This is a genomic window from Treponema sp. OMZ 838 (assembly GCF_000775995.1).
GTDB lineage: Bacteria > Spirochaetota > Spirochaetia > Treponematales > Treponemataceae > Treponema.
On record NZ_CP009227.1, the window covers coordinates 270,164 to 290,611 of the forward strand.

Below are 20,448 nucleotides of genomic sequence, written 5' to 3' on the forward strand. Positions count from 1 at the left end.
ACTCATTTTCCAGCGCCTTTACTTTTTCGGCCGATTATAGTATGATAGCTCGATTTTCATAAAGAACGGGAACTTCTATCATTATCATCATTTTATAGAATACCCCATAATTCATAGGATACCGCTAAAAATCACCCTTTTATCGGTTCCCTTCATTTTATTCTCTAAGGATAGTGCATGACAACGCCTTCATATTCAGCGGAAAATATTACGGTTTTAAAGGGGCTGGACGCCGTCCGCAAGCGCCCCGGAATGTATATCGGCTCTACCGGTCCCGATGGGCTGCATCATTTGGTATACGAAGTTGTCGACAACTGTATCGACGAAGCGATGGCAGGTTATTGCGATACCATTTTGGTCGTATTGGAAAAAAACGATACCGTCAGGGTAGAAGATAACGGACGCGGTATTCCCGTCGATATTCACCCCGAAGAGGGCGTGAGCGCGCTGGAGTTGGTTTTGACACGACTCCATGCAGGCGGTAAATTCGACAAGGGTTCGTACAAGGTTTCCGGCGGTTTGCACGGTGTCGGTGTGTCTGTCGTCAATGCGCTTTCCACCAGTATGGAAGCGATTGTTTGCAGGGACGGCTTTGAATATGTGCAGAAATTTGCCGCCGGTGAACCGCTCGGCCCGGTTGCCAAACGAGGAGAAACGCAAAAGCGCGGCACTACCATCCGCTGGACTGCCGACCCGACTATTTTTACCGAAACGACCACCTATAACTTTGACGTACTGGCAGTCCGGCTGCGCGAACTCGCCTTTTTGAACAACACCATCAGCATCGTATTGCGGGATGAGCGGCTTTCTACACCCAAAGAAGTTACTTTTGCCTTTGACGGCGGGCTTTCTCACTTTGTGCGTTACCTGAACGAGAACAAACAGGTGCTGCCAAAAGAACCGATCTATTTTGACGGTGAAAAAAACGATGTCATTGTTGAACTTGCAATGCAGTACAACGACGGTTATAAAGAAAACATCCTTTCCTTTGTCAACGATATTAACACACGGGAAGGCGGTACCCACCTCGAAGGTTTTAAAACGGCGCTCACTCGCGTGATGAATGAATTCTTGAAAAAAAACGCCAAGCTTTCTAAAAAGATGGAAAAAGAAGAAAAGCTGATGGGTGAAGATGTGCGTGCCGGTTTAACGGCGGTACTGTCGGTCAAAGTTCCCGAGCCTCAGTTTGAAGGACAGACGAAGACCAAACTCGGCAACAGCGATGTGCGCAGCATCGTTGACACCTTTATCAACGAAAAACTCACCCTCTTTTTTGAGCAAAACCCGACCGAAATCGATAAAATCCTCGAAAAAGCAGTAGGAGAAGCAACCGCCCGTATCGCAGCGCGCAAGGCAAAAGAAGCGACCCGCCGGAAAAGCGGGCTGGACAGCTTCGGACTGCCGGGAAAACTTGCCGACTGTTCTTCCAAAGACCCGGAAAAATGTGAGGTTTACATTGTAGAAGGTGATTCAGCTGGCGGTTCCGCAAAGAAGGGACGCGACAGCAAGACGCAGGCAATTTTACCGCTCTGGGGAAAGATGCTGAACGTCGAGAAGACCCGGCTCGACAAGGTACTCAGTAATGAGAAACTCCAGCCGATTATCGCAACACTTGGTACCGGCATCGGTGAAGACTTTAACCTTGATAAAATCCGCTACCACAAGATTATCATTATGGCTGATGCCGATGTGGACGGTTCCCATATCCGCACGCTCTTACTCACCTTCTTTTTCCGCTATATGCCGGAACTGATTGAACATGGCTATGTGTATCTCGCAATGCCGCCGTTGTATAAAATTTCCTATAATAAAAAAGAATGGTACGTGTATGACGACAGCGAACGGGACAGCATTTTGAATGAAATCGGACGCAACGTCAGCCCCGCGGTACAGCGGTACAAGGGTTTGGGTGAAATGGACGGCACGCAGCTCTGGGAGACCACGATGGATCCTGCCCGCCGTAAGATGATGCGGGTAACCCTGCCCGATGCGGTAGAAGCTGACCGGATTTTCAGCACGCTGATGGGCGAAGAAGTAGAGCCGCGCCGCAAATTTATCGAAGAAAATGCGGTGTATGCAAATCTCGATGTATAATGGAGCATAAAACGTGGAAGAGATAAAAACGCCGGAAGGCGGGGTGTTAATCCCCATTCCGATTGAAACTGAAGTAAAACGTGCATATATAGACTATTCGATGTCGGTTATTGTGAGCCGTGCCCTGCCTGATGTGCGGGATGGCTTGAAGCCGGTACACCGCAGAATCCTCTATTCAATGGAAGAGAAGAACTTGCGTTATTCGGGCCCGACGCGCAAATGCGCTAAGATTGTCGGTGATGTACTGGGAAGTTACCATCCGCATGGCGATGCCTCCGTCTATGATGCGCTTGTCCGTTTGGGGCAGGATTTTTCCCTCCGGTATCCGGTAATCCATCCGCAAGGAAACTTCGGAACCATCGGCGGCGACCCGCCTGCAGCCTACCGTTATACGGAAGCAAAGATGGCGCGGCTTGCGGAGTCGATGGTAGAGGATATCAAAAAAGATACCGTTGATTTTATTCCAAACTTTGACGATTCTACGCAGGAGCCGACCGTCCTGCCGGGCAAATTTCCATTTCTATTGGCGAATGGTTCAAGCGGTATCGCCGTCGGTATGGCAACCAATATGCCGCCGCACAACCTACGTGAAATTGCTCAAGCGGTGTCCGCCTATATCGACAATCCTGACATTACCATTGATGAGCTTGCCAAGTACATCAAAGGACCAGACTTTCCGACCGGCGGTATTATCTTCGGCAAAAAGGGCATCCGGCAGGCGTTTAAAACCGGACGCGGAAAGATTTTAGTCCGCGGCAGATTCAATATCGAAGTTGACAAAAAAGGCAAGGAAACGATTATCTTTACCGAAGTGCCTTATCAGGTAAACACCACGGCGCTCGTTGCTAAGATAGGTGAACTTGCCCGTGAAAAAGTAATAGAAGGGATTGTGGCAGTCAACGATGAAACCTCAGACCGCGCCGGCTTACGGCTGGTTATCGAGCTCAAACGAGGGGCTATCGCAAAGGTGGTGCTGAACCAGCTCTTTTCCAAGACCGCGCTGCAGTCATCCTTCGGCGTTATTAACCTTGCATTGGTGGATGGGCGGCCGCAAACACTGACGCTCAAACAGCTGGTCGGCTACTTTGTGGCACACCGGCAGGAGGTTGTTACCCGCCGCGTCCGTTTCGACCTGAAAAAAGCTGAAGAACGAGCTCATATTTTACGTGCTCTTATCGTCGCCATCGACAACATCGATGAGGTGATCAAGATTATCCGCGGCTCCCGCGATACGGCAAGCGCCAAGAATGCATTGATGGAGCGGTTCTCGTTTGACGACATACAGGCGCAGGCCATCGTTGATATGCAGCTCAAGCGCCTCACCAGCCTCGAAATTGAAGACCTCCGCAAGGAATTACAGGAGCTTGAACTGCTGATCGAACACCTGAAAGACCTCTTGGCGCATCCTGAAAAGATTCTTGCGCTGATTAAGCAGGAAACCGATGAACTTGCAGAGAAATTCGGCGATGACCGCCGTACCGATATTGTCAGCGATGAGGTGGAAGAGATTAACATCGAAGACCTCATCAAAAAAGAGCAGATGGTAGTGCTGGTTTCCAACCTTGGCTACATCAAGCGGGTGCCGGTTACCGCCTACAAGCGGCAGAACCGCGGCGGCAAGGGTTCCAATTCGGCAGCCTTGGTTGAAGATGACTTTATCGACCAGATTTTCACTGCTTCCACGCACGACTACATCATGTTTATCACTAATGAGGGGAAGGCATACTGGGTTAAGGTACACGAAATCCCCGAAGCGAGCCGTACAAGCCGCGGTTCTCATATCAAGTCGCTGCTCGCCGTATCTTCCGACGAGGAAATTACCACGATTGTATCCTTAAAAGAGTTTAGTAGCGACACATACCTACTGATGGCGACGGCGGGCGGCATTGTGAAGAAAGTGCAGACCGATAGCTTCCAAAATGCCAAAACGCGCGGTATTATCGCCATTAAGCTCGATGAAGGGGATAAGCTCGTGAGTGCAATCCTTACCACCGGTAAAGATGAGCTAATGCTGGTAACCCGGCACGGACAGGCGCTCCGCGTTTCCGAAACCGAAATACGCGACCAAGGCCGCGCTTCGCATGGGGTAATCGGTATTCGGTTGTCCGGCGGGGATGAGCTGACCGGCGCGCTTCGGATTAACGGCGGTAAGCTCCTCGTGATGAGCGAGAACGGCTACGGCAAGCGGGTTGATTTTTCCGAGTTTTCTCCGCATGGGCGCGGTACAGGCGGGCAAAAGGTGTACACCATTACCGAAAAAACCGGCGAAGTGGTCGGATTGCTTGCCGTCGCTGACGATGACGAAATTGTCTGCATCACCGGACAGGGAAAGACCATCCGCGTGCAGGTTTCTTCTATTAATGTGATGGGACGCGCCGCGCAGGGTGTTAAAATTCTCGATATCGAAAGCCCCGACCAGCTCATCGGGTTGGATGTGGTTGCACGCGAGGATGAAGAAGACATCGCGCCGCCCGCTTCGGAAACAACCTTCAACGGAGAGCTTGACCTCGACGGAGGGGATGTTTAGCATAAAAAAAGGCGTATCGGCTTCTTTTTAAGGAACCGATACGCCTTGCAGATTAACCCTTTTATCTAACCGTATAGGAACCTCTAAAAATGAAAGTCTTTAGAGGTTCTCGTATATTTTCAGGCAGATAGGAAGTTCGGGATTAATACCAGCCTCTTACCTTCATCGCTTCATCAATTCTCTTGATGGATTTCATGTAGGTTGCTTGGCGGAACGAAACGTTCTTTTCTTGCTTCAATGCCCAAATCGGGTTGAATGCATCGACCATTGCACGCTCTTCTTTCTCTTCAACTTCTTTTTCAGTCCAGTAGTAGCCGTAGAGGTTCTGTACCCATTCAAAGTAAGAAACCGTAACACCGCCGGCATTAGTCAGAATATCGGGAGTAACGAGGATACCTTTCTTGTAAAGGATATCGTCCGCTTCCAACGTGATGGGGCCGTTTGCACCTTCACAAATCAATTTTGCTTTGATCAGGTTGGCTTCGTGCTCTTTAATCGCGTTTTCCATTGCGCAGGGGCTGATAACATCGACATTCAATGCCCAGAAGTCATCGAGAGAGATTTTCTTCGCACCGGGTACGTGGAGCAAGCTGCCGTCTTTTGTCTTTGCATCGTTCAATTCTTCAAAGGTAAAACCGCTTTCTTTATAGGTCGCATAGGTGCCTTCTTTCTTATCGAATTCTGCAACTGCAACAACTTTTCCGCCCAACTTAATGATGTTCTTAACGGTGAACTTTCCAACGTTTCCGAAACCCTGAACGGCAACGGTTGCTTTCTTTAAATCCATACCGATTGCTTTGCATGCTTCACGCATAATAACGGCAACACCGAAACCGGTTGCTTCGTTTCTTCCCTTGGAACCGCCGTAGGTGAGCGGCTTACCGGTAAATACACCGATGGTCTGCTCCCCAGTGAGTTTATTGTATTCATCCTGCATCCATGCCATGATCTGGCCGTTGGTATTGACGTCCGGAGCAGGTACGTCTACTTTTTCGCCCAAATACTTATACATACCGCGTACCCAGCCGCGTGAAAGCTGCTCAAGCTCGCGCTGAGAAAGTTCCGAAGGATCAACCGTGATGCCGCCCTTTGATCCACCATACGGGATACCTGTTACTTGGCACTTAATACTCATCCACATTGACAGAGCTTTAACTTCATCTGCATTAACATTTTGATGGAATCGGATTCCGCCCTTGTAGGGACCGACCGCATCGTTATGTGCAGATCTATATCCCTTAAATACCTTGATAGAACCGTTATCCATCTTTACCGGAATGGAAATTTCAATTATCCGTTGCGGTTCCTTCAATAATTCATATACCGCGGGATCCGTACCCAAAGCATCGCATGCTTTTTTTACTTGTGCCTGTGCATTCGCTAACGGGTTTAAGGTTTCTTTGCTCATAAAACTCCTCCACAATAAGTTTCAGCAAACAATTATATTATGGTAAAAATGGAACTAAAAACTTTAGCTATACTCATTTTACCTCACTTATATTATCTATAAGTATAGAACCGAAATTGCTAACAGTCAAGCAAAAATTTACCGTATCTTCAGGGTATTAGAATAGCATCGATGTTGTTGTTCGAAATAAATAACTTAAACGAGGAAGAAAATTGCCGCAAGAACCGCACAAAGTAAAAGGACTACCCCGTATACCCATAAAGGTAAGGGGTCGGCGTCGGTGCGGGCATCGGCTTCATGTCCGACGTATTGCACAATACGGAATTTCTTTTTTTTCGTTTTTTTGTATTATCTTTTTTGTTCTCTTGCTGATCAGGAGTGAACGCATAGCCGCATGAGGGACATCCGTCTTTAAACTCTTTATGTGTTCCGGTAAATCCGCAACTGGGACACCGCACGGAGGCAAAAAAACGACCGCAATGAGGACAGATCACTGCATCACGACGAACTTCTGCATTACAATTTTCACAAAAAAACTTAGGTTGTTTATTCATATACTTAGCTTGAACACGAACAGCCGCCTGAGCATCCGCAGCCTCTACTGCACGAATGAGCCGTTTTGTCTTTCCCTTGCGAAGAGGAACCTTGCACATCAGCCTTCTTCGCATCTGCAGATACAGATGCTTTTTGCGTATCGGTTTGATAAAAGCCTTTACCGGTAAAATTTAATCCAAAACCAGCCGAGAATACTTGATGAGCAGATGCTCCGCATTGCGGACAAACTACAGCAGGCGTATCGGTCATTTTATGCTGTACCTCGAAAGAAGCTCCGCAAGAATCGCACATATAGTCATACGTAGGCATAAGCCCTCCACAGATCAATCAAGTAATTAAAACGCTCTATGAGCAGCCGAAGTTATACCGTCCTTAAAATGCAACGGTTGAGAGAATATCAATTCTCGAGAACTGATGCATTATGCCATTTCGGAATAAAATGAGAAATGGCGTACAATAAGTAAGCTTTCAGTAGAAAACTTGACGGTTAACGAGGCTGCGCAATGTTAGCAGCCGAAGTTATACCCTGTAGCATTGTAATGAGCTCTGTTTCTGTAATATCGGCATTTTCTACAAAAATAGAAGAGTCTTGAACGGAAAAAGCTCCATTCAGACCATGACTCAGAAGCAGCCGGACAACAAGAGCTGCGCGAGCGTCTATTGCTTCAAATACTGCAGAACAACGATACATTGAGTTGATATCTCTTTTCAGATAAAGCTCTATCGACCGTATCGGCAGCTCAATATCCTCTAAGCCTAACAAAGCGGATACTACGGAGCCTCCCGAACGGGCATATAAGCCGATTTCACCTACCCTACCGGCTTCACTCAGCGCTTGAAATCGGGGCGGAAATATCGGGGGCTGAGGCTCGGCTATCCGCTGCAAAAACGCTGCCGAATTTCGTTGATTGCCGCCTAAGCACATAAAGGCTATTTTTTCCTGAACCACTATATCAGCAACCGCAGAAGAATAATAGGTACGATTGTTCAGTGCTGCCGAGCGGCGTTTTTCCCAACCGTCTTTTTTAGAAAACAGCAAATCTCCCAAACTGACAGGATAAGAACCGCTCGAAACAACGGTTACCGATGGCGGCGCCCCGTAGTCTGCACCGATATACAGTACCGATGTCCGGTTTAAGTACTGCAGAGCGGTTCTCTCCGGCACAAAAGCGGTAAACAGAGCTTTTAAAAGCGGTTCGTTCCCGATAACCGGAGCAACTATATACACATCGGCGTCCGATCCAACAGCACCGAATGCTCGTATATCATACTCAACAGAACGTGATACGCAGCTGCTTGCCAGTATAAGTGCCGCAATAATACAGCCGACTCCGAATATTTTAGAAAAGTAAAGCTTTTGCATGTAATTCCCCTTATCTTGAATGATTCAACCTTGAGGAAGACGCAAAAGTTAGTTGTTTTTTCGCCATCCCAGCCCACTATAATACGTACGAGGACATACTGTCAATTTGAAATCATCAGAATATTGTGGATTTTCTAATATGGGAATCATATTCGTAATATGTAGTTCCATCTTTTAGAGAATTTTTATAAGTACATTTTCTAAAGTCATCTGTATATGTCCACCATTCATGATGTTCACCAAGTACTGCCTGACTATATCTATGAACTAATTTATGATTTTCATATTCTGCATGGTAATTTAAATATGGTTCACCACCAATCGTGCTATGAAAATATGTCATATCACCATTTGAGTCATATTCGTAAAAGTATTCAATTTTCCATTTTTCGCATCATAAAAAAATATTTCCGCTTTATCTGCTGATTTCATAATTCTCGCACGTTCAGTCCATTCACGGTTGTAGGTAATGTAACGGCTAGCTGCAAACATTGGGAGCTTTTCTAAATAGTTGGTTTTATGAATATAACAACCGTTTCCATTGTACCTACCAGCAACAAGCAAACTTGATTTTGCATCTGGATTATCAAAACCCACACTATCAGCCACTAAATAGCAAAGCATATCTTTACTGTAAAGCGGTTTTATTCTCTTTTTTACTGAATCATCTGCTTCTAGTCCATTGAGACCAGTTAAAATACCATCAAAGGTTGATTCCCTAAAATCGGATTTCTCATAATACTTTGTACTAAAAAGTTCATGAATTTTTTTCACAGGCAATATGAGTTCATCAGAGATAGAATAATCGTATACTTAGGGTCATCTATATACTGCTTTATAACTTCATTTTCTACATACTCTTTTGAAAGTGCATCCGCCGATGTGTCGCTTACTCATTTTATGAGCCGTGTTGAAAAAAAATTAGAAAAAAGCGATACGCAGGAAAACGATTAAAAGTGTATAGCACCACAAAAAAAGAGACTGCCGATATCATTTCAGCAGTCTCTTTTTCCGTCGTATTCAGGTGGGGGAAAGGGCAAGCCCTTTCCCCCACCACGTGATGTTCATTCTTTAAGCGCCATGATGAGGATACCGATCGTATAAATATGTATGCACACCATGATTGCTCGGAAAATAAGCGATAGAAGCTCGCCTTGCCCAATATAAATAGAAGTCGGTCCGTCAGCACCGCCTATTATTGCAATTGCACACGCACTATAAAATGAGGTAAAGACCGTCGTCGCTTGCGCTTGCAGCGGAATGAGACCTATGTTTAATATCAGCGCTATTATCAATAGCGTTTTCCGTACACTTCTTTTCATACTCTGCAATTTCAGAGGCTCTACCTCTCCTACACTCCAGCCGCCTTCTCCAGCGCGATGTGCCAGCAAAGCCCGTCGCCCATGTCAAGCTCAGCAGCAGTCTTTCCTGCAGGCAGCTGCACGCCAAAGGCCGCCTCGACAGCCAAGGTCTCATTCATCAGGTAGTCCTTGTTTGCCTCGAACGCTTTCTGCAAGAGGCGCTTTCCGTCCGTATCGGTGCCGGAAACAGAAAGCGTAATCCGGTCGGTTACTTCAAGCCCGGACTCCTTCCGCAAGTTTTGCACCGCGCGGACGAGGTCGCGGATATAGCCTTCCAGCAGCAACTCCTCGGTTACCTGCGTATTAAGAGCAACCGTCAACGTCCCTTCGTTCAGCACCTTGAGGTTCGCCTTTTCAATGCGGTTCAGGATCACCTTGCCGGAAGTCAGCTCAACAGCCTGCCCCTCAACATCAATGCTCAAGGTTGCACCGTCAAAGAGGCTTTCGATCTCCGCGGAAGAGAGTTTTTCAATCTGAGCCGCTGCGGTTTTCATCTTTGCACCGAGCTCTTTTCCCAGCACCTTAAAATTCGCCTTTGCGGAATACTCAACCAGCTCATCTTCTTTGTCGTGGAAAATCACCTCTTTCACGTTCAGCTCTTCCATAATGCTGCTTTCCATTTCACGTAAGACCGACTTCTCCTGCTGGTTTTTCGTAACAATTTCCACAGCCTTGAGCGGCTGGCGGATTTTCAAATTGAACTGATACCGGAGTGCCCGTCCCATCGACACGGCTTTTTGCACCGTCTCCATCTTAAACTCAAGCTCGGTATCCCGCGCCGCTTCCGCATAGACGGGATAATCCGCCAAGTGTACGGAAAGGGGATCATCCGCTGTTCTCAAGTTTTGCCAAATCGATTCGGTAATAAACGGCACGACCGGAGCCGCGACCAGTGCAAACTTCTTGAGCGCGCGGTACAGAGTCTCGTAGGCTTGCGCCTTATCGCCGTCGTTTTCGCTCTTCCAGAAGCGGCGGCGGGAGCGGCGGATATACCAGTTGTTCAGCTGATCGATATACGCAACAATCGGGTCAATCGCCTTCGTAAGGTCGTAATCGTCCAACGCCGCCGTTACATCAAACACAAGCTTTTCAGTTACGGAGAGAATCCAGCGATCAAGCGGATTGTTCAGCTCTTTCACAAAGGCGGCGATGTGGGCATCCGTGCCGTCGAGTTTCGCATGGGCAGGCGGCGTAACACCGTCGATGTTCGCATACGTAACGTAGAAGCTGTAGCTGTTCCACAGCGGGATTAAAATACCTTTCAGAATATCGCGCACACCGTCATCGGAGTATTTCAAATCCTCCGCCTTGACCACGTTTGAGTGCATCAGGAACAAGCGCAGCGCATCCGCCCCGAATTGCCGGACAACCTCATTGGGATCGGTATAGTTCCGCAGCGACTTAGACATCTTTTTCCCGTCGGTTGCCAATACCAGCCCATTGACAATACAGTTTTCAAAGGCGGGGCGGTCAAACAACGCAGCCGCCAAGACAGTCAGCGTATAGAACCAGCCGCGGGTTTGATCCAGCCCTTCGGAAATAAAATGAGCGGGGAAGTGCTCTTCAAAGTATTTTTTATTCTCAAAGGGATAGTGCACTTGCGCATAGGGCATCGCACCGGACTCAAACCAGCAGTCCAGCACTTCCGGAACACGGTACATCGTTTTGCCGCACTGCTTACACGGTATGGTAATCTTGTCAACAAAGTGCTTATGCAAGTCTTCAGGATAAACACCGCTCAATGCTTTCAGTTCATCGCGACTTTCCACACAGAGGGAGTGTCCGCAGTCGGGATTGGAACACTTCCAAATCGGCAGCGGATTTCCCCAGTACCGGTTCCGGCTGATTGCCCAGTCGCGGGCGCCTTCAAGCCATTTACCAAAGCGTCCTTCTTTGATATGAGCAGGCTGCCAGTTGATTTTGCTGTTTGCCCGCAGCATCGCGTCCTTTACCTTTTCCACCGAAACAAACCAGCTGCTCACTGCACGGTAAATGAGCGGGCTTGAACAGCGCCAGCAGTGCGGATAGGCGTGCAGGATTTGATCCCGTTTCACCAGTTTCCGCTCAGCCTTCAGCCGCTCCATAATATCTTTATCAGTATCTTTTACAAAGCGTCCCTGATAGTCCGGAACCTCCGCTGTAAACTTACATTCGGCATCAACAGGGCAGATCATCGGTATTCCGCTGCCCTTGAATAGCGTGCTATCCTCTTCACCAAAGCCCGGCGCCGTATGGACAATACCCGTACCGTCTTCCGTCGAAACAAAGTCGCCGATTAAAGTCTGGAACGCACCCCGTCCTGCATCATCGGAACTGCCGTCCTCTTTTACGGTCAAATTCGCAAAATACGGGAAGAGCGGCTCATAGCAAATACCTTGCAGCTCTGCGCCTTTTTTCTTCCATACAATGGTGCATTTTTCCGGTTCACGGTAGTACGCAGCTAAGCGGGATTCCGCAAGAATATAGTGCTCCCCTTCATCGGCAACCAGCACGTAGTCGATATCCGCGCCGAGTGCAAGCCCCAGGTTGCTCGGCAGTGTCCACGGGGTGGTCGTCCACGCCAAAAGATAGGTGTTCGGCGGAAGCGCCACGGCAGCAAAGGTTTTCGCTGCAGGAGTTCCCGCAACGGTGTACCGCACCTTAAAGCGGATGGTAATCGCAGGATCGTGTACATCCTTATAACCGCCGAGATTCAGTTCATGATTGGAAAGCACCGTGGAACAGCGCGGGCAGTACGGCAGAATATAGTGCCCCTCATACAACAGCCCCTTATCCCACAGCTGCTTCATCACCCACCAGATCGACTCCATATACGCGGGTTCCATCGTCTTATAGTCGTTATCAAAATCAACCCAGCGCCCCAGCCGATTAATCGTATGCCGCCACTCCTTCACGTACCGCAGCACACTCGCCCGGCACGCCTCATTAAACTTGGCAATACCGTACTTTTCAATGTCGGTCTTCGAGTTCAGCCCCAGCTCTTTTTCGATCAAGTTTTCTACCGGCAACCCATGACAGTCCCATCCAAACCGCCGCTCAACCTTCTTCCCCTTCATCGTCTGATAACGCGGAATAATATCCTTAATCGTACTCGGCACAAAATGCCCAAAATGCGGCAGCCCCGTTGCAAAGGGCGGGCCGTCAAAAAACACGTACTCATCAGCCCCCTCACGCTGCGCAACTGACTTTTTAAAAACATCGTGATCTTCCCAAAAGCGCAAAACCGCTTCTTCCTGTTTCGGAAAATCCACCTTAGGATCAACCGGTGTATACATACCTCATACTCCTTGTCTATAAAAGGCGTTATCCGGAATCTCTAAAAACTCAATCTTTAGAAATGCCCCTCTTTCACTAAAACGCACATCTATTTGTTCTTACTAGTTTCAATTTTTTGTGTTGTTATGTCAATATTTGGGCGGCTTTTTGCTTACGCAAAAACCGGTCTCCGGCTCCAATCTTTTTCCCGTGCCTGCATCATCGGAGGCAGGTTTTTCCGCTCCACTACAAAGCCTTCCTGCTGTTCTTTTTCTGCAAAACGTCCACGGATGGACGTGGTTCTGCTCAGCAACGAGTTTGACATCTCGTCAAACTCGTTATCAGGTGCTGTACACGGATGTATAGCACCTGATAGGGGATATCCGCCTCCGCCCTTCCGCTGAACAGTCCCTTGACGGCATTTCCTCCGTTAGTATATAGTACAAGTAAGGAAAGTAAGGAGATGTTTTATGGAACTGGCAAAAGTAACATCGAAAGGGCAGATCACTATTCCTCTTGTAATACGAGATATGCTTGGGTTAAAAAGCGGTGATAAAGTTTTTTTTGAAGAAAGCAAAGGAAAAGTGTATATTGCAAATGCTTCTCAAATAACTTTGTCAAATATTCAAACTCAAATGCGAGGAGAGGCAGAAAAAGAAGGCTTTCAAACGGAAGATGATGTTGTTGCATACATCAAAGAATTAAGGAAAACACGTTGAGAGTTTTCGTAGATACCAATATCATTATTTCTGCGATACTTTTTCCCAATGCTAAAGTTGCTAAAGTTTTTTCTCATTTAATTGAAAAGCACACGGTAATAATTGCTTCATACATAAAAGACGAATGTAAAGAAGTTTTTGAAAAGAAATTTCCATTAAAAAAAGAACAGTTGAATATTTTTTTTAATGGAATCAGGTTTGAAGAATTTAAGACTCCCGAAAAAATTGATGAAAAGAAATATCCGGAAATTCGAGATATAAAAGATTTACCGGTTCTTGTATCTGCAATTTTATCCGATTCGGATATTTTAATCACAGGTGATAAGGATTTTGAAGATATAAAAATTGATAAACCACTCATCTTTACACCGGCAGCGTATTTTGAATTGATTTAAGTTTGAGCTTTCCATTATGGACTTCTGATTTCACCAAGAGGAAAAATTGATATGAAATGCCCTATTTGCAAGTTTTGAAAAATGCAAATAGGGTTTTGGCAAGTTGTACTTACCAGCGGCAATACAACAGTTATTTTCCGTAATGTTCCTGCACAAATTTCTAGAGCCTGTCAGGAAAACTGTGTAAATAGATATGTACGTATTAGCAAACAACTTTCATACCAAAGCATTTAAAATAGTTAGTAAGTATTATATTTTTTAAAAGAAAGTTGGGATTATTTGCTCTTTAATCGGGTGTATCGCAGAATATGATTACCTACATCGAAACGGGTAAACGAACCCCCACCTTAAATACACTGTTAAAATTATGTACGGCAATGGGAATTGATCCATCTGTATTATTTCCGCAGAATAGCATTTTGTCAAAAGATGAGGCTAAAAAAACAATTATTAATCTCATTGAAATGTATCTATAACTGATACATTGCTGCGACAGATTTACCGAAGCACCAATCTAAGAAACGTTCATAACAAAACAAATGTCAGATTTGAAGCGGGTGATGAGATTTTCTATCTTTTACCAAATAGTTTTTACATTATATGACGGAATATTTCCGTCCGTAGTTACGATTGTTAAATCATTTTCAAGTGCTTGCGAAATTAAAATTCTATCAAATGGGTCATTATGTTTTACATTATCCTGAAACGGCAAATTTCGAATTCTGTTGAAATCATCAAGTGTAATCGGAAGTTTTCTAAATCCTGCTCGTCTGCACATCTCATCTATATTCATATACAGTATGAGTAAATTCCAATTTTTTCTTACTTTGTTTTATTGAAATCTCCCAAAATGAGGCATAACTGTAAAAACAAACATTAGATTCAATGATATCTTGAACGCTTTTCGACAATCGTTCATTCCCGAATAAATACCAAAGAATTGTATGAGTGTCGAGCAAGTACTTCATTACATATACTCTGCAAAATCTTCGAGAGGGTCATCAAAATCCGGAGACATATAAAAAGGTTCATTTTTCCAAACGCCAAAAAGAGACTTCTTTTCAGAAATAGCATCTTCTTCAGGAAATTTCAATTTTATCAGGCGGATAAAATCAACAACCTCACTTATTGCAGCATGAGGGAGCGTTGCAAGTTCTTTTTCTAAAACTGTATAAGGCATATATGGTCTCCTATACAATTCTCTAAAAATCTACCCAAGTTCTTAGAGATGCTCTATTATATGATAAATTCATCAAATTTTCTACATCTCGCATCAGATTTCTATTCCGTTTTCTTCGGAATAGAAATCGTCGTAAAATCTGAGTTGATAACCCGTTTTCCTATATCCGTGCCAGCGCCCCCATCGGATCCCACGGCTCAAGCTGTACGAGCGGCTGTTTTAAGGCGTCAAGCCATTTTTGTTCAACAAAGGTCTTTTCTACCATAATCTGATAGGTATACTCATCGAACCACGCATCGGACATCGAGAACATTCCCTTTTTGCCTGATTCATCACCCCACGAATTTTCTACCTGCCATTTAATCGGCTTTCCTGATTTATCCAGATCGACGCCGGTCAACACCATTGCGTGAGTAAGCAGGCTATCGCCGTAATCGAGCCGTTCCGCTTTTGTGAATTCAGGCAGTTCGCCAAGCGTTTTATCGTAGAGGTATACTTCGGTATCCATAATGCCTTCGGGGCGGCAGATATACGGCCCCATATCGCAGCCGAACCAGACTGGTTTACCGGCTTTAATCGATTCAATAGCCGCCGTTTTAAGCACGTCGATCGGCACATTGATGTAGTGAATGGGCTCCGCTTCTTTCACGGTACCGAGGAATTTTACCGTGTAGGCTCTGCCGTAAGGCTTATCCGCCGTCGGCGCATTGATTAAGCTGATTTTATTGTTTAAATCCCAGCCGACATATTCCTTAAAGAATTGCTGCGGGGTAATTTGCTCTGCTTTGTGAAACTTCTTATCCTTATCGCGGCATTCAAAGTCGAATACGCGCGGCGGTTCGCCGAGTGCCTTAACCAAAAAGCTGTATACATGCGAAAGATAGGTTTCTTTGTCTGCACGGAGCTCTTTGATAGACTTGCCGGCCTTGTGCCCGTCCCGCAACAGCTGCGCATATTTGCGGAGGCGATGGGTTAATTCGGCAACAAAAAAGCGCGTGTCGGAGGAATGGAAGGTTTCGGGCATCACATCCTTAGGCACGGCGCCGTATTTTTGCAGAATACCGGAGAACATATCCCACTGTCCTCCATCCTGAATAGGATTGGCCAGCAAATGCGCGAGTAACCGTCCTTCAAGCGGTTCGTCTAGGGTCTCTAGGATGCTTTCAAAAAAGTAATTGGATTTTTCGAGTTTATCCCAAAACAGCGTGTAGTTCTGGGAAAGCTCGAAGGTTTCCAAGTTGAGCTTTTTCATTATTTCTACACGGGCGGCATTTAGCGAAGCAAACATCCAGCAGCGTCCGCTCTTCTTTTGATTGGTAATTTCTCCGCGCTCTGTTTCGTGAGAAAAACAAAAATTGTGGCGGCGGCGGACATCATAGTTAAACGATGCGTCCTCGATGCCGCTCTTGGCGACAGCCCCTGCAATAATCGTATTCGACGGGTCTGCACGATAATCACTTTCAAACTTTTTTAAAAGTTCAGGTGAAATATTCATATATAACTCCTCTCGGTTTGATGTACCGTATGTAAACTGACGGTAATAATACATCGCATAGGCGATAAAATCAACCTTTTAGCAATGCAGCACATCGACTGCGCCGTATCCAGCCCAGCACTTTTGAAAAGAGCCAATGCAAATACAGGGCAACCGCATTATAAAATATTTGCAGCGGTTGCCTTCCTTCTGTGCGAAATTTTGCTTAAAATTTCGCACATTTTTCCAGCAAAGGGGGAAACGCATCAGGCAAAATAGATAAAAATCGCGGAAAAATTGAGACTGTGAGACCATTTGAACCATCTTCAACTGTTGTACATCCATGTACGTCAGTTGAAGGCGAGTTTTGGCAGAGCCAAAACATCGCTACTATATGAAACCACTGCCATCCTTGGCAGTTCTGGTCGAATAGTCTCAATTTTTCCGCGGGGGTGTTAAAAAAACGGCCTGATGCGTTTCCCCTGAATGCAGATATGCCGTATATTTTCAAAAGGAACGCATTATGGTATAATAAAAAGCGATATCAATGTATTTTAATATTGCTAATGAGGTTATACATGGGAAACATGAAGGTGCGGAGTACAACCGTTATTGCCGTCAGACGCAACGGGAAGGTTGCGATGGCAGGCGACGGACAAGTTACGATGGGGCAAACGGTAATGAAAGGCAATGCCCGCAAGGTCCGCAAGATTTATGACGGCAAAGTGATGACCGGTTTTGCCGGTGCAACGGCCGATGCCTTTACACTGCTCGAAAAGTTTGAAGGGCGGCTCAAGGAATACGGAGGCGACATTACCCGCGCTGCGGTCGAGCTTGCCAAAGAGTGGCGCACCAACAAAATACTGAAAAATCTTGAAGCGCTGCTGCTGGTCGCGGACGCAAAGACCATTTTACTGATTTCCGGAAACGGGGATGTCATTGAACCGCAGGAAGATGTGCTCGCAATCGGTTCGGGCGGCAATTATGCGTATGCAGCAGCGCTTGCCCTACTGCGCAACACGGACTTATCAGCCCGCGAAATTGCCGAAAAGAGCTTAAATATCGCCGGACAGATTTGCGTATACACCAACGAAAACGTACATATAGAGGAAATATAATGACAATCAACTTGGATGAACTCACCCCTCCGCACATTGTGGCGGAACTGGACAAATATATTATCGGGCAGACAAAGGCGAAAAAAGCTGTTGCCGTTGCTCTGCGGAATAGGACACGACGGCTCAAATTGAGCGAAGAGATCCGCGAAGAAATTGCGCCGAAGAATATTCTGATGATCGGGCCGACCGGCGTAGGTAAAACCGAGATTGCCCGCCGGCTTGCAAAACTTTCGGGAGCGCCGTTCCTTAAAGTAGAGGCGACAAAGTACACCGAAGTCGGCTATGTCGGCCGTGATGTCGAATCGATGATCCGCGACCTGATGGCTGTCGGTTACTCTATGGTAAAAAGCGAGATGCAGGAAACGCTGAAAGCACAGGCGGAAAAAAACACGGAAGAAATCCTCCTTGACCTTTTACTACCGGGCTCCAACAAAAAGAAGCGGGATCGGAAAGGAGGTTCTAAGCCGCTTTTAATCGCCGGATCGGAACATGATGCGGATGCTGAAAATAACAAAGAAATCCGAATAGAAGTTAGTTCGATAGAAGACAGCGGACAAGCCGAAGACGATATGCACGAAACGAGGGAAAAATTCCGCAAGATGCTGCGGGACGGCAAGTTTGAAGATAAAATGGTAGAAGTTTCCGTGCAGCAGTCCGGTATGCCGAGTTTTGAAATCTTTGCCGGTGGTTCCAGCATGGAAGATCTCGAAAGCGCGATGTCGAATATCAGCAGTATGCTGATGGGTGCCGGTAAAAACAAACGTAAAACGACCAGCGTAAAAGAAGCCCGTATGATCATTATGAACGATCAGCTCGATAAGCTCGTTGATCACGATAAAATCGTAGAGGAAGCCAAAGAGCGGGTTGAGCAAATGGGCATCATTTTCATCGACGAAATCGATAAAGTTGCTTCCAAAAGCGAGCGGAGCAGCGGCATCGACGTGTCCCGCGAAGGGGTACAGCGCGATATTCTTCCTATTGTAGAAGGCTCCAAAGTCAACACAAAGTTCGGCGTCGTCGATACCCGTCACATCCTATTCATCGCGGCGGGGGCTTTCAGCATTTCAAAACCGAGTGACCTTATTCCCGAATTTCAAGGACGCTTCCCGCTGCGGGTGGAACTGGAATCGCTCCATGCGGAAGACTTCAAGCGGATTTTGCTTGAACCTAAGAACGCATTGACCAAACAGTACAAAGCGCTGCTCGAAACCGAAGGGCTGACCGTCATCTTTAAGGATGAAGCAATCGACCGCATGAGCAACCTCGCAGCGGAGGTCAACTCGACAATGGAAAACATCGGCGCCCGCCGTCTCCACACGATTATGGAAATGTTGCTGGAGGATATTTCATTTAATGCAAGCGGCATGACGGAAAAAACCGTCGAAATAGACCGCGCGTACGTCGATGAGCGCTTGAAGGACATCGTACAGGATCAAGATTTATCCCGTTATATTCTGTAACGTTCCTCAAGGGAATTTTTATAATGCCGATATATGAGTATACGAATAGCTTAATAGAAATAGATAGGAGTTGAGATGCACATAAACAGTTTTCAAAAGACAGTTGATCTTTTACACCGTGCGCTTGATGTAAACGCCCTTCGCTATACCGTGTCGGCAAATAACCTTGCAAACTCGGAGATACCGGATTTCAAGCGGACATCAGTCAATTTTGAAACGGAGTTAAAACATGCGCTCGATTCCGAAAAACGGGCTGCCGGTCAATTTCAGTTAACGGTAACCAATCCGAATCATATTAAGTCGGACGGTGTTATCGACTATCGTTCGGTTTCTCCGCGCCGTGTGCTGGACTATACCACGACGGCAAAGGCAAACGGCAACAACGTAGATGCTGAAGAAGAAGCAATGACTATCCTCAAGATTCAGATGCAGTATCAGCTGTTAAGTCAGATGACCGGTTTTCAGTACAGCCAAGTACAGTCGGTGTTAAAATAAGGGGTATAGCAAACCTCTCAAAACTTCCGTTTTGAGAGGTTTACCTTAGATTTATTTGCGATGTTTTCAAGATAAGTCATTTTAACGTAAAAACTTATCTTGAAAACTCGTCGGGCATCTCTAAAAAGCTAACCGAGTTTTTAGAGATGCCCATAGGAGCAGTAAATGGGTATCTTCAGCAGTATCAACATAGCGGCGACCGGCATGAGCGCCGAACGGTTACGGACTGATGTTATTTCCGATAACATCGCCAATGCTTCCACCACCAGTTCACAGGAAGGCGGCTATTTCCGCCGCAGCCGCGTCGTTCTTGCGCAGAAAAATGACGGCATCGATTGGCGGCTTCCCTTTGTTTCTTCCGATATGGATAGAGGCGTCGGAACAGGGGTTCGTGTAACCGGTATCGAAAAAGATAACTCCGAACCGCGGCTTTCCTATGAACCCGACCATCCCCATGCAATACTTTCGGGGCCGAAAGCGGGTTACGTGGAATATCCGAATGTGAATATCGTAACGGAAATGGTTGACCTGATTTCTGCATCCCGCTCGTATGAAGCGAATGCGGCAGTTGTTCAGGGTTCAAAAGAAATGTTTCAGCGTGCGCTCGAGATCGGACGCTAACGAGATAAGGGGCACCTATGACTATTACCAATACGGCAACCTTGTATAAGGTTCCGGCTATTATGAAAAATCCGGCAATAGCGCCGATCGCCGTCGATAACTTCCGCAGCCGCATGGTTTCTGATACGGATTTAGTTGACACGGCAGTAAATAAAAAAGCAATGAGCTTTGAGCAAACCCTGCTCAAGGCCTTTGACGAAGTAAATGCAAAACAGCAGCGGACTGCGGAACTCGGACAACAGATGATTGTCGATCCGGAATCCGTAGATGTACACGATATTACCATCGCAATGGCGGAAGCCGGTATGTCGCTGAAAATTGCACAGACGCTGATAGACCGCGTCGTAAAAAGTTGGAATGATATTACCATAACCAGATAATGGAGCTGTTATAATTATTGTAGCAGGTTCGTTCAGTAAGGGG

Annotated in this window: 20 protein-coding genes and 1 pseudogene; 10 read left to right on the plus strand and 11 right to left on the minus strand. The window is 46.3% G+C overall.

What is annotated here, in order from left to right; genetic code table 11:
* Positions 1-177: 177 nt before the first annotated feature.
* Both gyrB and gyrA read left to right on the plus strand, forming a co-directional pair.
* A complete protein-coding gene (gene gyrB, locus QI63_RS01195; RefSeq protein ID WP_044013146.1) occupies positions 178-2,094 on the plus strand; it encodes a DNA topoisomerase (ATP-hydrolyzing) subunit B in 1,917 nt (638 codons plus the stop codon).
* Between the two features lie 13 nt (positions 2,095-2,107).
* On the plus strand, positions 2,108-4,621 hold the full coding sequence (gene gyrA, locus QI63_RS01200) for a DNA topoisomerase (ATP-hydrolyzing) subunit A (protein ID WP_044013148.1): 2,514 nt from the start codon (positions 2,108-2,110) through the stop codon (positions 4,619-4,621).
* 142 nt (positions 4,622-4,763) lie between these two features.
* On the opposite strand, the gene QI63_RS01205 is transcribed toward gyrA, so the two are convergent.
* The 8 genes from QI63_RS01205 to QI63_RS12935 form a co-directional block, all read right to left on the minus strand.
* Positions 4,764-6,029 carry a Glu/Leu/Phe/Val family dehydrogenase gene (locus QI63_RS01205; RefSeq protein WP_044013150.1) on the minus strand — a complete coding sequence of 422 codons (1,266 nt, stop codon included), beginning with the start codon at positions 6,027-6,029 and terminating at the stop codon, positions 4,764-4,766.
* A 242-nt stretch (positions 6,030-6,271) separates the two neighbouring features.
* On the minus strand, positions 6,272-6,697 hold the full coding sequence (locus tag QI63_RS13480) for a double zinc ribbon domain-containing protein (protein ID WP_369792404.1): 426 nt from the start codon (positions 6,695-6,697) through the stop codon (positions 6,272-6,274).
* Positions 6,588-6,893 (minus strand): FmdB family zinc ribbon protein, encoded by a 306-nt coding sequence (locus QI63_RS01215; RefSeq protein ID WP_044013152.1) that lies wholly within the window; start codon positions 6,891-6,893, stop codon positions 6,588-6,590. Before QI63_RS01215 ends, QI63_RS13480 begins: the two co-directional genes overlap by 110 nt.
* Before the next feature lie 178 nt (positions 6,894-7,071).
* Complete coding sequence (locus QI63_RS01220) at positions 7,072-7,947, minus strand: hypothetical protein (protein ID WP_044013154.1); 876 nt, start codon at positions 7,945-7,947, stop codon at positions 7,072-7,074.
* Between the two features lie 339 nt (positions 7,948-8,286).
* Positions 8,287-8,721, minus strand: coding sequence for a hypothetical protein (locus QI63_RS01225; protein WP_144389639.1), 435 nt, complete (start codon positions 8,719-8,721; stop codon positions 8,287-8,289).
* A 290-nt stretch (positions 8,722-9,011) separates the two neighbouring features.
* Positions 9,012-9,269: a hypothetical protein gene (locus QI63_RS01230; RefSeq protein WP_044013158.1), complete on the minus strand. Its 258-nt coding sequence runs from the start codon at positions 9,267-9,269 to the stop codon at positions 9,012-9,014.
* 29 nt (positions 9,270-9,298) lie between these two features.
* Positions 9,299-12,583: an isoleucine--tRNA ligase gene (gene ileS / locus QI63_RS01235; RefSeq protein ID WP_044013161.1), complete on the minus strand. Its 3,285-nt coding sequence runs from the start codon at positions 12,581-12,583 to the stop codon at positions 9,299-9,301.
* A 152-nt stretch (positions 12,584-12,735) separates the two neighbouring features.
* On the minus strand, positions 12,736-12,888 hold the full coding sequence (locus tag QI63_RS12935; RefSeq protein WP_158506653.1) for a hypothetical protein: 153 nt from the start codon (positions 12,886-12,888) through the stop codon (positions 12,736-12,738).
* Between the two features lie 145 nt (positions 12,889-13,033).
* On the opposite strand from QI63_RS12935, the gene QI63_RS01240 reads away from it, so the two are divergent.
* From QI63_RS01240 to QI63_RS13485, 3 genes and pseudogenes are all read left to right on the plus strand, one after another.
* The gene (locus QI63_RS01240; RefSeq protein ID WP_044013163.1) at positions 13,034-13,282 is read left to right on the plus strand and encodes an AbrB/MazE/SpoVT family DNA-binding domain-containing protein; all 249 of its coding nucleotides are present in this window, start codon (positions 13,034-13,036) and stop codon (positions 13,280-13,282) included.
* Positions 13,279-13,677, plus strand: coding sequence for a putative toxin-antitoxin system toxin component, PIN family (locus QI63_RS01245; RefSeq protein WP_044013167.1), 399 nt, complete (start codon positions 13,279-13,281; stop codon positions 13,675-13,677). Before QI63_RS01240 ends, QI63_RS01245 begins: the two co-directional genes overlap by 4 nt.
* Positions 13,678-13,979: 302 nt before the next feature.
* Positions 13,980-14,153, plus strand: a pseudogene (locus QI63_RS13485) (helix-turn-helix domain-containing protein); the annotation flags it as partial.
* 101 nt (positions 14,154-14,254) lie between these two features.
* On the opposite strand, the gene QI63_RS13195 reads toward QI63_RS13485, so the two are convergent.
* From QI63_RS13195 to QI63_RS01265, 3 genes are all read right to left on the minus strand, one after another.
* Positions 14,255-14,470, minus strand: coding sequence for a type II toxin-antitoxin system VapC family toxin (locus tag QI63_RS13195; protein WP_235619740.1), 216 nt, complete (start codon positions 14,468-14,470; stop codon positions 14,255-14,257).
* A 174-nt stretch (positions 14,471-14,644) separates the two neighbouring features.
* A complete protein-coding gene (locus tag QI63_RS01260) occupies positions 14,645-14,857 on the minus strand; it encodes a DUF2281 domain-containing protein (protein WP_044013169.1) in 213 nt (70 codons plus the stop codon).
* 160 nt (positions 14,858-15,017) lie between these two features.
* On the minus strand, positions 15,018-16,352 hold the full coding sequence (locus QI63_RS01265) for a C1 family peptidase (RefSeq protein WP_044013171.1): 1,335 nt from the start codon (positions 16,350-16,352) through the stop codon (positions 15,018-15,020).
* Positions 16,353-16,909: 557 nt separating this feature from the next.
* Here QI63_RS01265 and hslV point away from each other — a divergent pair.
* The 5 genes from hslV to fliE all read left to right on the plus strand — a co-directional run bounded on the left by hslV (position 16,910) and on the right by fliE (position 20,405).
* Positions 16,910-17,449 (plus strand): ATP-dependent protease subunit HslV, encoded by a 540-nt coding sequence (gene hslV, locus QI63_RS01270; RefSeq protein WP_044013173.1) that lies wholly within the window; start codon positions 16,910-16,912, stop codon positions 17,447-17,449.
* Positions 17,449-18,909 (plus strand): ATP-dependent protease ATPase subunit HslU, encoded by a 1,461-nt coding sequence (hslU, locus tag QI63_RS01275; protein ID WP_044013175.1) that lies wholly within the window; start codon positions 17,449-17,451, stop codon positions 18,907-18,909. Before hslV ends, hslU begins: the two co-directional genes overlap by 1 nt.
* Positions 18,910-18,984: 75 nt before the next feature.
* Positions 18,985-19,404, plus strand: coding sequence for a flagellar basal body rod protein FlgB (gene flgB, locus QI63_RS01280; protein ID WP_044013177.1), 420 nt, complete (start codon positions 18,985-18,987; stop codon positions 19,402-19,404).
* Between the two features lie 165 nt (positions 19,405-19,569).
* On the plus strand, positions 19,570-20,025 hold the full coding sequence (flgC, locus tag QI63_RS01285; RefSeq protein WP_016524168.1) for a flagellar basal body rod protein FlgC: 456 nt from the start codon (positions 19,570-19,572) through the stop codon (positions 20,023-20,025).
* A 17-nt stretch (positions 20,026-20,042) separates the two neighbouring features.
* On the plus strand, positions 20,043-20,405 hold the full coding sequence (gene fliE, locus QI63_RS01290) for a flagellar hook-basal body complex protein FliE (RefSeq protein ID WP_016524169.1): 363 nt from the start codon (positions 20,043-20,045) through the stop codon (positions 20,403-20,405).
* The last annotated feature ends 43 nt before the right edge of the window (positions 20,406-20,448 follow it).